9 protein-coding genes are annotated in these 13,300 nt (G+C 75.0%); 5 read left to right on the forward strand and 4 right to left on the reverse strand.

All coding sequences use genetic code 11. The annotated features are described in order from the left end of the window. The first annotated feature begins 6 nt into the window (after window positions 1-6). The 3 genes from EES41_RS32620 (at window position 7) to EES41_RS32630 (ending at window position 7,377) form a co-directional block, all read left to right on the forward strand. Window positions 7-3,621 carry a serine/threonine-protein kinase gene (locus EES41_RS32620; protein WP_123081517.1) on the forward strand — a complete coding sequence of 1,205 codons (3,615 nt, stop codon included), beginning with the start codon at window positions 7-9 and terminating at the stop codon, window positions 3,619-3,621. 186 nt (window positions 3,622-3,807) lie between these two features. Beyond that, window positions 3,808-6,285 carry a TIM-barrel domain-containing protein gene (locus tag EES41_RS32625; protein WP_123081518.1) on the forward strand — a complete coding sequence of 826 codons (2,478 nt, stop codon included), beginning with the start codon at window positions 3,808-3,810 and terminating at the stop codon, window positions 6,283-6,285. A gap of 186 nt (window positions 6,286-6,471) precedes the next feature. Continuing rightward, window positions 6,472-7,377 (forward strand): LysR family transcriptional regulator, encoded by a 906-nt coding sequence (locus tag EES41_RS32630; protein WP_123081519.1) that lies wholly within the window; start codon window positions 6,472-6,474, stop codon window positions 7,375-7,377. Here the strand turns inward: EES41_RS32630 and EES41_RS32635 are convergent. Both EES41_RS32635 and EES41_RS32640 read right to left on the reverse strand, forming a co-directional pair. Then, window positions 7,261-8,664: an MFS transporter gene (locus EES41_RS32635; RefSeq protein WP_123081520.1), complete on the reverse strand. Its 1,404-nt coding sequence runs from the start codon at window positions 8,662-8,664 to the stop codon at window positions 7,261-7,263. The genes EES41_RS32630 and EES41_RS32635 overlap by 117 nt on opposite strands. A gap of 38 nt (window positions 8,665-8,702) precedes the next feature. Then, the gene (locus tag EES41_RS32640) at window positions 8,703-9,323 is read right to left on the reverse strand and encodes a TetR/AcrR family transcriptional regulator (RefSeq protein WP_123081521.1); all 621 of its coding nucleotides are present in this window, start codon (window positions 9,321-9,323) and stop codon (window positions 8,703-8,705) included. Between the two features lie 141 nt (window positions 9,324-9,464). Here EES41_RS32640 and EES41_RS32645 point away from each other — a divergent pair, with 141 nt between their 5' ends. Then, the gene (locus EES41_RS32645) at window positions 9,465-10,082 is read left to right on the forward strand and encodes a TetR/AcrR family transcriptional regulator (protein WP_123081522.1); all 618 of its coding nucleotides are present in this window, start codon (window positions 9,465-9,467) and stop codon (window positions 10,080-10,082) included. Between the two features lie 9 nt (window positions 10,083-10,091). Here the strand turns inward: EES41_RS32645 and EES41_RS32650 are convergent, their stop codons facing one another. Further along, window positions 10,092-11,192 (reverse strand): M20/M25/M40 family metallo-hydrolase, encoded by a 1,101-nt coding sequence (locus tag EES41_RS32650; RefSeq protein WP_123081523.1) that lies wholly within the window; start codon window positions 11,190-11,192, stop codon window positions 10,092-10,094. A 110-nt stretch (window positions 11,193-11,302) separates the two neighbouring features. On the opposite strand from EES41_RS32650, the gene EES41_RS32655 reads away from it, so the two are divergent. Then, a complete protein-coding gene (locus EES41_RS32655; protein ID WP_123081524.1) occupies window positions 11,303-11,545 on the forward strand; it encodes a DUF6158 family protein in 243 nt (80 codons plus the stop codon). A 25-nt stretch (window positions 11,546-11,570) separates the two neighbouring features. Here EES41_RS32655 and EES41_RS32660 read toward each other — a convergent pair whose 3' ends face one another. Continuing rightward, window positions 11,571-13,229 (reverse strand): carboxylesterase/lipase family protein, encoded by a 1,659-nt coding sequence (locus EES41_RS32660; protein ID WP_254211653.1) that lies wholly within the window; start codon window positions 13,227-13,229, stop codon window positions 11,571-11,573. Window positions 13,230-13,300 lie beyond the last annotated feature (71 nt).

Below are 13,300 nucleotides of genomic sequence, written 5' to 3' on the forward strand. Positions count from 1 at the left end.
GGAGACATGCCTGAGTTGCTGACGTCCGAGGATCCCGAGCGGATCGCCGGCTACTGGCTCGCCGCCCGCCTCGGCGCGGGCGGCCAGGGCACGGTCTACGAGGCGTACGACCACGCGGGAGCGCGCGTCGCCGTCAAGGTGCTGCGGCCCGAACTCGTCAGCCGCCCCGAGATCGCGGGCCGCTTCGCCAAGGAGGTCCTCGCGGCGCAGCGCGTCGAGTCCTTCTGCACCGCGCGGGTGATCGAAGCCGGTACCGACGGCGAACGCCCCTACATCGTCAGCGAGTTCGTCGCGGGCCGGGACCTGCGCAAGGCCGTACGCGAATCCGGCCCGCTCACGGGCGACGCCCTGGTCCGGCTGGCCACCGGCGTGGCCACCGCCCTCGCGGCCATCCACCGCGCCGAGGTCGTCCACCGCGACCTCAAGCCGGACAACATCCTCCTCGGCACCGACGGCCCCCGGGTCATCGACTTCGGCATCGCCCGCACCAACGACATGTCGCTCACCGCCACCGGCCATCTCATGGGCACCCCCGGCTACATGGGCCCCGAGGTGCTGACCGGCCACCGGGCGAGCGCCGCCGCCGACGTCTTCGCCTGGGGCGCGGTGATGGTCTTCGCCGCCACCGGCCGCGACCCCTTCCACGGCGAGAACCTCGGCGAGATCGTCGTCCGCGTCACCGAACACGAGCCGGACCTCGCCCCCCTGCCCGCCGGCCTGCGCGCGCTCGTGGGCCGCGCCCTGTCCAAGACCCCGGCCGAACGACCGAGTTCCACCGAGCTGCTCCTCGCCCTGCTGGGCGGCCCCGAGCGGGCGGACGCCTCCCTCCTCGTGGACGGCCGCCAGTCCGCCGGGGCGCTGCGCGACACGGCCGAGGGCGGCGCCGAACCCGGACGGGGGGCCGCCGCCGCGCAGATGTACCAGGGGCTGCCGCTGCCGGTGCAACAGGCCGTACGGCAGATCGTGCTCCGGCTCGTCGTCCCGGGCACCGCCCCCGACGGCTCCCAGGACACCACCCGTACCGCCTCGACCTCGGAGTGGTTCGACGGCCTGCCCTACGAGGAACGCGGCGCGCTGCGCCTCGCGCTGGACTCCCTCGTCACCGCCCGGCTCCTGGTCCTGGAGGCCGACACCGTACGCCTCGCCGGCCTCGGCCTGATCCGGGCCTGGCCCCAGCTGCGCGCCTGGGTGGACCAGGACCGCGACGCGCTGGGCCTGCTGCGCTGGCTCACCCAGGCCGCCGGCTACTGGGACGGGCACGGGCGCACCCCCGACGCCCTGCCGACCGGCGGGGCCCCGCAGGCGGCCCGCGCCTGCGTGGCCGACGCCCCGCCGTGGCTGCGCGCGAGCCGGCTGGAAGCGGAACTGCTGGAAGCCCACGGGGCCGCCGCCGCGCTCGCCCGCCGGCGCACCCGGCGGCTGCGCGCGGGCGGGGCCGCCCTGCTGGCCCTGGCGCTGGTCGCGGGCCTCGTCGCCTGGCAGCAGAAGCGGATCGGCGACGAGCGCGAACGCGAGGCGTCCGCCCGTAGCATCGCCTCGATCGCCGACAGCCTGCGCACCTCGGACCCCGAGACCGCGGCCCTGCTCAGCGTGGCCGCCTGGCGGGTCGCGCCCGTGGGCGAGGCCCGCGCCGCCCTCTACGGCGCGCTCGGCCAGGACGAGCGGAAGGTCGCGACCAACCCGGCCGGGGTCTCGACCGGCGTCTACGAGGAGCACATCGACACCCTGCTCGACGGACGCACCCTGGCCGTCCTCAACGAGAAGAAGAGCATGGAGGTCTGGGACCTCGTCACCGGCAAGCGCACGGCGCGCGCCGAACTGTCCCAGGAGGACGAGCTGCCGGCCGCCCCGGACCCCACCGGAACGGTCGCGGTGCAGCCCAAGCGCAAGGGTGTCCAGCTCATCGACCTGGTGAGCGGCAAGCCCGGCCGCCTCATCCTGGAGGACCAGGGCGCGCTCCAGCTCGCGGGGGTGTCCGAGAAGGCCGGCCTCCTCCTGGTCACCTCCTACGAGGCGAGGCAGGAGACCCTCCTCATCGACGGCGCCACCGGGCGGATCGTGCTGCGGATCCCGGGGCGGGACGCGGTGGCCCTGTCGCGCGACGGCGCCACCCTCGCCTACTGCCTGCCCGGACGCCCCGTCCAGCTCTACACCGTGGCCACCGGGCAGACCGCGCAGCTGACGAACCCGGACCCGTACCCCACCACCCCCTGCGGCAAGGAGCACGGGCTGCGGTTCAGCGGGAACGGCAAGCGGCTGATCCACATGAACGGGCGCAATTCCACCCTGTGGGACCTGCCCAGCCGCAAGAGCATCTACGAGTTCAGCGCGAAGTCGGTGGGCGCCGTCAACGCGGACGCCTCCCTGATGGCCGAGGTCACGGACACCCAGGTGAAACTGTGGTCCGACCGGTCGAGCTCCTCCGCCCAGCCGCTGCTCACCTTCCCCCGGCCGGAAGCCGACGGCGCGGCGACGGGCGTGGCCCTCGCCTTCGACGCCGACGGCCGCAGGCTGCTCTCCCTCTCCAGGGACCGTCAGGTGCGCTACCTCGACCTGACCTTCGGACTGGAGGACGCCGCCTCCACGGTGAACGTCATGGACGCGGTGTTCGCCCCGGACGCGCGGACCCTCGTGACGGCGGGGGTCCTGGCCACCGGCAGGGACACGGAGGCCAAGATCTGGACCACGGCCGACGGCCGCGACCGCGCCCTGCCCGAGGTGCCGCTCAGGGGTTCCACCGGCGACGCCGACCTCACCGACGACGACGGCGGCGCGGTGTACTCGCGTGACGGGCGCCTGCTGGCGGGCGTCGTCGGGGGCAACGGGAAGCTGCGGGTCATGGTGTGGGACGTCCGGGAGGGCCGCAAGCGCGCGGAGATCTCCCTGCCGAAGTCCGTCTTCCGGGTCGACGGGGTGGAGTTCACCCCTGACGGCAAGCAGATCGTCCTCGCGCTCCCGGCGGGCGCGCTGGCGAACGAGCCCCGGACCGTGCAGGTCTGGGACGTGGCCTCGGGCAAGCAGGCGTACGAGATCAAGGACGCCGGCGCCGCCAACCTGGCCGTCAACCGCGAGGGCACCCTCCTGTTCACCTCGGCGGGCGAGCGGATCGACCTGGCCACCCGCAAGGTGGAGCGCGGCGTGTTCGGGCCCGGCGTCATCCAGGACCTGGAGTTCAGCGACGACGGCTCGGTGCTGGCGGTGAGCCTGCTCCAGGGGACCGTCACCCTGTGGGACGGCAGCGGCCGCCAGCGCCTGGGCGGACTGTCGAGCACGGCGGGCACCCGCGGCGAGGACTTCGGCGGCCGGCTGGCGGGGCTGCGGTTCTCCCACGACGGCCGGACCCTGGCCGCGATGGTGGGGGAGAGCCGGGTCCAGCTGTGGGACGTGCCGGCCCGCCGCCGGCTGGGCGACCCGATGCGCGGGTCCGCGGGCTTCCTGCGCGCCGTCGCCTTCGACTCCGAGGGCAGGCTGCACGTCTCCTCCTCGTTCCACCCGCACCGGGTCTTCGACCTCGGTCCGGCGAACGTGGCGAAGGAGCTGTGCCGGCGGGTCGGGCGCGACCTGACGCGCGCGCAATGGGAGCAGAACGTTCCGGACCTGCCCTACCGCTCGGTCTGCTGACGGGGCGCTCCGTCTCGCCGATGTGACGTCATCGAAGTGACGTCATCGAAGTGGCGCATGCTCAAAGCTGCGTGATTCCGGACGACTTCGAGCAGCTTCCTTCAAAGGATCTCGGCCGGCCGCTATGTTGCCAGGCGCATGCCAAAGCGGTGTGTCCGCGATCCGGACCGCACGAGGAGCTGCCCCATGAGACCCACCCGCGTCAGCACCGGCATCGACCCCGGCCGTGCCCGTCGCTCCGCCCGCCGCCGTACCCGCGTCGCGGCGCTGCTCGCCGCCGCCCTCACCGTGGCCGGGCTCGCCGCCGCCGGACCGGCCGCTCCCCGGGCCACCGCCGCGTCCACGGCGGCGCCGGCGGCCGCCGCCACGGCCGGCGACGTCACCGGCTTCACCCGGTCCGGGAACACCTTCACCGTCACCGCGTCCAGCGGGGCCAAGGCCCGCGTGGTCATCGCCCGCGCCGACATCTTCCGGCTCTGGCTCTCCCCCGACGGCGCCTTCACCGACGATCCGGCCGGCTCCGCCCTCGCCCCGACCACGGACTTCGGCTCCGTCGACGCCTCCTTCACCGACGACGGCCCGTACTACCGCATCACCACCGGCGCCCTGAACATCCGCGTCAACAAAGCGCCGCTCCGGTTCTCCGTCTACCGCGCCGACAACACCACCCCGGTCTGGCAGGAGTCCCGGCCCACCAGCTGGACCGGCGCCCGGACCACCCAGTACCTGGCCCGCGGCGCCGACGAGCAGTTCTACGGCACCGGGCTGCGCCTCGGGGAGTGGGCCCTGCGCGACAAGACCGTCCCCGTCGCCGTCGACAACAAGTGGCGCGAGAACGACAACGCGAGCCCCGCCCCCTTCTACATGTCCACCAACGGCTACGGCGTCATGCGCAACACCTGGGCCCCCGGCTCGTACGGATTCAACGCCCCCACCACCCTCACCCACGACGAGACCCGCTTCGACGGCTGGTACTTCACCGGGGACTCCCTCAAATCCGTCCTCGACGCCTACACCGACGTCAGCGGGAAACCCTTCATGGCCCCCGTCTGGGGTTTCGAACTCGGCAACGCGGACTGTTTCAACGCCTCCAACCCCGAGTACCAGGGCGACCACGGCCGCCCGCGCCACCAGACCACCCCCGACGTGGCCGGCTACGCCGCCGACGCCCGCGCCGCCGACATGCCCTCGGGCTGGTTCCTCCCCAACGACGGCTACGGCTGCGGCTACACCGCACCTCTGAAATCCACCGTCGACGCCCTGAAGGCCAAGGGCTTCCAGACCGGCCTGTGGACCTCCACCGGCCTCGACTCCCTCGCCGACGAGGTCGCCGCGGCCGGTGTCCGGGGCGTGAAGACCGACGTCGCCTGGATCGGGAGCGGCTACCAGTACGCCTTCAACGGGGTCCAGCAGGCCGTGGACGGCATCGAGAAGAACTCCGACGCCCGGCGCTACGTGTGGACCGTCGACGGCTGGGCCGGCACCCAGCGCAACGCCGTCGTCTGGACCGGCGACACCCACGGCACCTGGGACGACATGCGCTGGCACGTCCCCGCCATCACCGGAGCCGGCCTCTCCGCCCTCAACTACGCCTCCGGCGACGTCGACGGCATCTTCGGCGGCAGCCCCAAGACGTACACCCGCGACCTCCAGTGGAAGGCCTTCACCCCGGCCTTCATGACCATGTCCGGCTGGGGCGCGGCCAACCCGCGGGCCGGCTACCAGGACAAGCAGCCCTGGCGCTTCGCCGAGCCGTACCGGTCCGTCAACCGCGCCTACCTCCAGCTCAAGATGCGCCTGATGCCGTACCTGTACACGATGAGCCGCGTCGCCCACGAGAGCGGGGTCCCCAGCACGCGCGCGATGGTCCTCGAATACCCCGACGACCCGGTGGCCCGCGGCAACCTCACCAGCGGCCAGTTCATGGCCGGGGACTCCTTCCTCGTCGCACCCGTGGTCTCCGACACCTCCGTCCGCGACGGCATCTACCTGCCCGCCGGAACCTGGACGGACTACTGGACGGGCCGCGTCTACGCCGGTCCGGGCTGGCTGAACGGCTACCGGGCCCCCCTCGACACCCTGCCCCTGTTCGTCAAGGGCGGCGCCATCGTGCCGATGTGGCCCCGGATGAACCACTCGGGCGAGAAGCCCGTATCCACCCTCACCTACGACATCCACCCGCGGGGGAACAGCTCCTTCAGCCTCTACGAGGACGACGGCCTGACCCGCGCCCACGAGTCGGGCGCCTTCGCCCGCCAGCGGGTGGCCGTCACCGCCCCCACCACCGGCTCCGGCACGGTCACCGTCTCCGTCGGGGCGCCCACCGGCGACTACACCGGCAAACCCGCCTCCCGGGGCTACGAGCTCTCCCTCCACCTCGCCTCGCCCCCCGGCGCGGTCACCGCCGACGGCGCCGCGCTCACCCGCCTCGCCTCCAAGGGCGCGTACGAGGCCGCGGCGACCGGCTGGTTCTTCGACCCGGCCGACCGCGCCGGCGTCCTGTGGGTCAAGACCGGTAAGAAGCCGGGCGCCTTCAGCGTCTCCGCCACCGGCACCTCCGTCCCCCCGGCCGGCCCGATCCCGGCCGGCTCCGCCCCCGCACCGCTGCCGCACGAGATCCGGATCGACCCCGGCGCCCGCCACCGCGTCGACGGCCTCGGCTAGCCGAACCGGGCGGGTCGGCACCCGGCACCGCCTTCACCCGAGGTCCGGACCACGGTGAAGGCTGGGCCGGGTTGCCGCCCTGGGCCCTGTGTTGATCTTCGAGCAGCCGGAGATCCAAGTCAATCCACTGATTTCCTATCAACGCCCAAGGCAGAGCTTGGATCTGAGGGTGGCTAACGTGAGCCCATGACCCTCGACGACCTCCGCGTCTTCGTCGCCGTGTGCCGCGCCGGCAGCCTCAGCGCCGTGGCCCGTGATCTCGGCCGCACCCAGTCGGCCGTCAGCCAGCACGTCCGCCGCCTGGAGAAGGAGACCGGCACCGGCCTGCTGGAACGCCACGCCCGCGGCGTCGTCCCCACCGAGGCCGGCCGCATCCTCCAGGCGGCCGCCGCCGACGGCATCTCCGGCCTCGACGGAGCCCTGCGCCGACTGGACGACCTCGTACGCGGCGACGGCGGCTCGGTCCGCGTCACCACCGGGGCCACGACCGTCCGCCACTTCATGTCCGAAGCCGTCGTCACCTTCCGGCGCCGGCACCCCCGGGTGAGCCTGGAGTTCCAGACCGAGAACTCCAGCCGCAGCTGCTTCGACGCGCTCGCCGCCGACGACCTCGACCTCGCCTGGATCACCATCGGCCGGCCGGTGCGCGGCATCGAGCAGCGCCCCGTCATGAACCTGCCCTGGGTGCTCGCGGTCGGCGCGGACGACCCCCTCGCCACCCGCGCCCGCGTCGAGCCCGCCGACCTCACCGGCATCCGGCACATCCGGCTCCCCGAGAACTCCGCATCCCGCGCCCACCTCGACGCGGCCTTCGCCGGCCTGGGCATCCGGATCAGCTCCGACACCAGCGTGGCCGACTGGGACACCGCCCTGCTGCTCGCCGAACTGGGCCTGGGCCACGCCGTCGTACCCGCCCTGCCCGGCTGGCGGGTCCCCGGCGCGGACGGCCCGCTGCGGCTCGTCCCGATCCCCGGGCTACCGCCGCTCGCGGTCGGCTGGGCCGTGCGCCGCTGGAGCGCGCTCGCCCCGCTGGCCCGCGTCTTCGCCGACGAGGTCGCCCGCAGCTGCACCGCGCGGGCGGCCGGGCAGTAGCGACGCCGGCAGCAGTCCCAAGGCGGCCAGGGCGGCCAGGGCCAACAGCGCCGGGGTGGTCCCCCCGGCGCCCGCCGCCCCCGCGGCCCCGGCCCCGGCCCCGGCCCCGGAACCGGCACCCGCTCCCGCCGCGAGGGCGATCCCGAGGGCCGGACCCACGTTCGTGGCCGTCTGCTTGAGCCCGCCGACCACCCCCGCGTACCCGGGCGGGGCGTCTCCCACCACCGTCCCGGTCGCGGTCACCATCACCGCGGCGAACCCGGCGCCGAGCACCGCGCCCCCGGCTCCCGTCAGAGCCTCGGTGCACAGCCCGGCGATCCCGAGCGCCACCAGCCCCGTCCCGGCCAGCGCGATCCGGCGCGCCCCGAACCTGCGCTGCGCGACGCCGGCCAGGGGCGCCCCCACCACCATGACGGCGGTCAGCGGCAGCAACCGCAGCGCGCTGTCGAACGCGCCCAGCCCCCGTACGTCCTGGAGCAGGAACGTCGCCGTGAACAGCGCCCCGAACAGGGCTCCCGACGCGGTCAGCAGCAGCGCCATCGACGCCATCACCGCCGTCGACCGCGCCACGGCGGCCGGCACCAGCGGGTGCGCGGCGCGCCGCTCCCACCGTACGAGGAGCACCCCGAGCCCCGCCGCGCCCCCGAGCCCGAGGAGAGTCGGCGGCGCGGTCCATCCGTACGCCGGTACGCCGGCCAGCGCGTGCACGAGCGCCGCTACGGCGGCCACGAGCAGGGCCGTGCTGCCCAGGGGCGGCCGCCCGGCGCCGGTCCGCTCCGGCTCGGGCACCCGTACGGCCAGGATCAGCGCGGCGATCGCGAGCGCGATGGGCACGTTGACCACGAACACCGCCCGCCAGCCCAGGTGCGCCACGAGCAGCCCGCCGAGCAGCGGCCCGGCCGCCGCGGCCACCCCGATCGCGCTGGTCCGGATGGCGACGGGCGCGGCGAGCCGGTCGGGCGGATAGGCGAGCCGCAGCAGGGCGAGCGTCGCCGGCTGGAGCAGTGCGCCGAAGAACCCCTGCGCGGCCCGCAGGGCGATCACCCAGCCGACGCCGGGCGCCAGGGCGATGCCCGCCGAGGCGGCGGCGAAGCCGAGTACGCCGGTGATCGCCAGCCGGGGATGCCCGTAGCGGTCGCCGAGCCGCCCGGCGACGACCAGGAACGCGGCGACGGTGAGCAGGTACGCGGTGCTGGTCCACTGGACCTGCGCCACGCTCGCCCCGAGATCGCGCCGCAGGCCGGGCTGCGCCACCACCAGCACGGTGCCGTCCAGGGCGACGATCATGGCGCCGGAGACGGAGGCGAGGAGCGCTGTCCGGGGCCTCACCGGGCGACCGGGCCGAGGTGCGCGTCGAGTGCGGCGGTGACGAGGAGGTCGAGCCGCGCGGGCTCGTGGTGGCCGTGGACCAGGGGCAGGCTGCCCCAGCCCCACAGCTGGGCCACGCCGTGCAGGTTCGCCCACAGCGCGGCGGCGGTCACGGCCGCGGGCGGCGCGTCCTCGCCCTCGGCGCGGCAGCGGGCGACGAGGCCGACGAGCAGCTCGAACAGTGGGAGCGTGGACTCGCGCAGCCGCGGCTGCCCCGGGCCGGGCGGGCCGCCGTGCCGCTCGCTGTCCAGCAGGTCGTGGCGGAACATCAGCTCGAACATGCCGGGGTGCTCCAGCGCGTAGCCGACGTAGGTCCGCCCCAGGGCCGTGAGCTGCTCGCGCGGGGTGGCCGCGCCGGCGAGGGCGGAGGTGAACCGGGCGGCGAGGTCCGCGAATCCGCGCCGGGCGATGGCCGAGAGCAGAGCGTGGTGCGTGGGGAAGTGCCGCCGGGGCGCGCCGTGCGAGACCCCGGCCCGGCGGGCGATCTCCCGCAGCCCGAGCGAGGCGGTGCCCTCGGTCATGACGAGGTCCACGCCGACGTCGATCAGCCGCTCGCGCAGGGAGCTGTCCTGTTCCATGGGCCTTGTCTACCAGCAGCGGTAGACAGTGTCTACTCGCCGCCTGCCCGCCGTCCGCTCGCCCGGGATCCTGGTACGCCGGTACCATCAAGCTCCCGGCGGCGGACGGCCGACGGCCGATGAGCGCAGAGGAGCCGGCGCATGCCGAAACGCGTGGACCACGAGGAACGGCGCGCCCAGATCGCGGAGGCCCTCGTCCGGGTCGCCGCGCGCCGCGGACTGCACGCGGTGGGCATGCGCGACGTCGCCGCCGAGGCGGGCGTGTCCCTGCGCCTGGTCCAGTACTACTTCCAGACCAAGGAGAACCTGCTCTTCTACGGGCTCCAGCACCTGGCCGCCGGCCTCGGCGCCCGCGTCGCCGCCCGGCTCCGGGCCATCGGCGCGAACCCCGGCCCGCGCGCGACCGTCGAGGCCCTGCTGACCGAGGCGCTGCCCACGGACGGGGCGAGCCGCGATTTCCACATCGTCTTCACCGCGTACGCCGCCCTCGCCCTGACCGACGAGGCCCTCGCCGCGCAGCCCTTCATCGAGAACCCCAACGCCGCCGAGGACGCCCTGACCGGGCTGCTCCAGCAGGCGAAGGACGCCGGGCTGACCCCTCCCGGCACGGACCCGCGCACCGAGGCCATCAGCCTCCTCGCCATGTCGGCGGGGCTCGGCACCAGCGTCCTGGTCGGCCAGCGCACCCAGGAATCCGCCGCCGCGGTCCTGCGCCACCACCTCGACCGGCTCTTCCCGGAGCCCGCCGCGGCGGAGTGACGCCAGGGCTCAGGCGCGCCGGATCGCGTCCACCAGGCCCGCGACCAGCCGCGCCCGCTCGGCCATGGCGCCGATCACCAGGTACTCGTGGTCGGCGTGGGCGCCGCCCCCGACCGCTCCCAGACCGTCGAGCGTCGGCACCCCCAGCGCGGCCGTGAAGTTGCCGTCGCTGCCGCCGCCGACCGCCCTGCCCTCAAGGCCGGGGAGCAGCCTCCGCGCCACCGCGAACAGCTCGGCCGAGGCGGATTCGGGCATCGGCGGCCGGCCGACGCAGCCGTGCACCGAGAGCCGCGCCCCGTCGAGATGCGGAGCCAGCGCCGCGAACGCGGCCTCGACGCGCTCCCTCTCCTCGGCCGTCTCGACCCGGACGTCGACGACGACGGTCGCCGCCGCCGGAACCACGTTGTCCAAGGTGCCCGCCGCCGCGACGGTCGGGGTGACCGTCGTACCGATCTCGGGCCGGCCGAGCGCCGCGATGTCCAGCACCTGGTGCGCCGCCTCGATCAGGGCGTTGATCCCGGCCGCCGGTTCGAGTCCGGCGTGCGAGGCGCGGCCCGTGATCGAGACCTGGAAGGTGCCGCAGCCCTTGCGGCCGGTCTTCAGCCCCCCGCCGTCGGCGGCGCCCTCCAGCACCAGCGCGGCGCCGCAGGCGAGGGCGCGTTCCTCGATCAGGGCCCGCGAGGAGCGGGAGCCGACCTCCTCGTCGGCGGTCACCAGGATCTCCACCCCCGACCGGTCCTCCAGCGAGGCCACGCCGTGCACGGCCTGCACCAGCCCGCCCAGCATGTCGAAGACCCCCGGACCGGTCGCGTGCCCGTCCTCGACCGTGAACGGGCGGCGCTCCAGGGTGCCGAGCGGGAACACGGTGTCGTGGTGACCCAGGATCAGCACCCGGGGATCACCGCCGCCCGACCAGTGGACGTGCGGCCCGGCTTCGCTCTCCACCAGGACGGCGTGCCCGCCGAGACGGCTCTCGATGAACGCCGAGACCGTCTTGGCCGACGCCGCCAAGGCGTTGACGTCACGCGACGGGGACTCGGTCTCCACGAGTGTCCGGAGGTCCTCGATCATCGCGTCGACGCTCACGTCGGCGCCTTCGCGCATCGTCATGCGGTCAGGGTATCCGGCGGCCCGGAGCGCGCAGCCGGACCGGGTGCGCAGGATGATGGAGGGACCGGGGACGACGGCCGCTCCTCGGCACAGAAGGAGGCGCACCTGCCATGACGGAGCACGAGCGCGGGCCGTCGGCGCACAACCTTGAGGAAGGCCGGCTGCTCAAGGAGCTGGAGGCGATCCACCGCACGCGCCACGAGACCCTGCTGCACGGGTCCAACGACGCCCTGGTCACCCATACGGACCGGATGAACGAACTGGAGCGCGAGTACGTACGCCGCCACCCGCAGCGCGCCCAGACCCCGGGCCGCACCCGCGAGGGCGCCCGCGCCCGCACGACCGCCGACTGACCCCGGCCCGCGAACTCGGCGGGGCCTACGGACGGACCTCGGGCGGGCCTTCCGCCGGCGCGCCCACCGTCGCCCACAGGTCGCAGTGGTGCGCGGTCCGTACGTCCACCGGCCGGACCCCGCCGGCCCCGGGAGCCAGCGACAGCACCGCGCCCGACGGCGTCCGCAGGCGCGGCCAGTCGGGGCTGCCCGGCGCGTTCGGCGTGCCGGTACGGGCGAACCGCGTCCAGTACCCGGTCATCAGCTCGGACAGTTCGCGCTGCGGCCCGCTCAGCGCCGCGCCCGTGGTGAACAGGGAGGGCAGTTCAAGGCCGTGCGCCGCCCCGTACGGGAAGCCCGGCACCGTCGGCAGCCCGGTGAAGTCCGGTGCGTCGGGGTCGCTGAACCGGTAGCCGTACGTCGGCACGTGCCGCGCCAGCGCACTGCCGTCCCGTAGCGCCGGACAGGTGAACGAGGCATCGGACAGCGCGGTCGCCCAGGCCAGGGCGGGCGTCGGGTACCCGGCCGCCGGGTACCGCGCCTCGACGGCCGCCGCCGAATCCCCGAAGGACCGCACCAGCCGGGCCCGGTAGGCGGCCTCGTCCGGGACGGGGAAATCCGCCAGGGTCAGCCCGATGAAGAGCCGCATCTCGTCCCGGTTGGTGCCCTGCACCACCGGCACCCGGTGGAAGCGCCCGGCCTCCAGGGCCCGGCGCGGTTCCCGGGGCAGCATCCGGTTGCCGTAGGAGACCAGCGAGAAGCGCCGCATCAGCTCCGGGGTCGCCAGCCTGCGCGCGTCGAGGCCGCGCAGGCAGGTCAGGACCTCCGGGCCGGTGGGCCGGTCGCAGCCGAGCGCGGCCGCCGCGGCGACCCCCCGGGCCGTCGTGAGCTGCTCGGGCACGAACGGCTCGTACGCCTCCTGCCGCGGCAGGACGGCGCCCGCCGGCATCCCGGTCGAGCAGGATCCGCTCTGGAGGACCGCCCGGTGGAACAGGCCGGCGGAGGCGGGCGAGGCCAGGTGCGCGCAGACGCTGAGGGCGCCCGCCGACTCACCGAAGACGGTCACGTTGCCGGGGTCCCCGCCGAACCGGGCCGCGTTCGCCCGTACCCAGCGCAGCGCGGCCTGCTGGTCGGCGATGCTGAGGTTCGGGGCCCCGCCGAGCGCCGGATGGCCGAACAGGCCGAAGACGCCCAGCCGGTAGTTGACGGTGACGACCACGGTGTCCCCGCGGACGGCCAGCCCGTCGGGCAGGTAGGTGTCGCCGGAGCCGTTCAGGAAGCCGCCGCCGTGGAACCAGACCATGACCGGCCGGGGCCGCGGGTGGGGACGCAGGGCGCCCTCCCCGCCCGCCGGCGCGGTCACGTTGAGGTGGAGGCAGTCCTCCGAGCCGGTCGGCCCGCCCGGCCCGAGGGCCGGGAGCTGCACGCAGTGCGGGCCGGGCGCCCCGGCGTCGCGCACGCCGGGCCAGCGCGGTGCGGGCTCCGGGGGCCGCCAGCGCAGGGCGCCGGTCGGCGCCGCGGCGTAGGGGATGCCCTCGTAGGTGCGGTACGCCCCGTGCGCGCGGCCGCGTACCGCCCCGCCGTCGGTCTCCACGACGGGCCGCTCCGGCTCGGGGGCGGCGGCGGTGTGCCCCGCCCCGCACGCGAGGAGCACGAGCGCGCCCAGCGCGGCACTGAGGGAGCGGACGAAACCTGCGTGGGGCACGGCGGACGCCCTTTCCACCGGACCGCGCGGCGGCGCGGCCCTGTTCCTCGGTCTCCGGCGACCCTAGGCCC

It is taken from the genome of Streptomyces sp. ADI95-16, from assembly GCF_003721495.1.
In the GTDB taxonomy this organism is placed as follows: domain Bacteria; phylum Actinomycetota; class Actinomycetes; order Streptomycetales; family Streptomycetaceae; genus Streptomyces; species Streptomyces goshikiensis.

Coding starts and splice junctions, on each gene's coding strand:
- EES41_RS32645 (WP_123081522.1), top strand. CDS start 9,465: ATGCCGAAACGCGTGGACCACGAGGAACGGCGCGCCCAGATCGCGGAG.
- EES41_RS32635 (WP_123081520.1), bottom strand. CDS start 8,664: ATGATCGTCGCCCTGGACGGCACCGTGCTGGTGGTGGCGCAGCCCGGC.
- EES41_RS32655 (WP_123081524.1), top strand. CDS start 11,303: ATGACGGAGCACGAGCGCGGGCCGTCGGCGCACAACCTTGAGGAAGGC.
- EES41_RS32650 (WP_123081523.1), bottom strand. CDS start 11,192: ATGACGATGCGCGAAGGCGCCGACGTGAGCGTCGACGCGATGATCGAG.
- EES41_RS32630 (WP_123081519.1), top strand. CDS start 6,472: ATGACCCTCGACGACCTCCGCGTCTTCGTCGCCGTGTGCCGCGCCGGC.
- EES41_RS32620 (WP_123081517.1), top strand. CDS start 7: ATGCCTGAGTTGCTGACGTCCGAGGATCCCGAGCGGATCGCCGGCTAC.
- EES41_RS32640 (WP_123081521.1), bottom strand. CDS start 9,323: ATGGAACAGGACAGCTCCCTGCGCGAGCGGCTGATCGACGTCGGCGTG.
- EES41_RS32625 (WP_123081518.1), top strand. CDS start 3,808: ATGAGACCCACCCGCGTCAGCACCGGCATCGACCCCGGCCGTGCCCGT.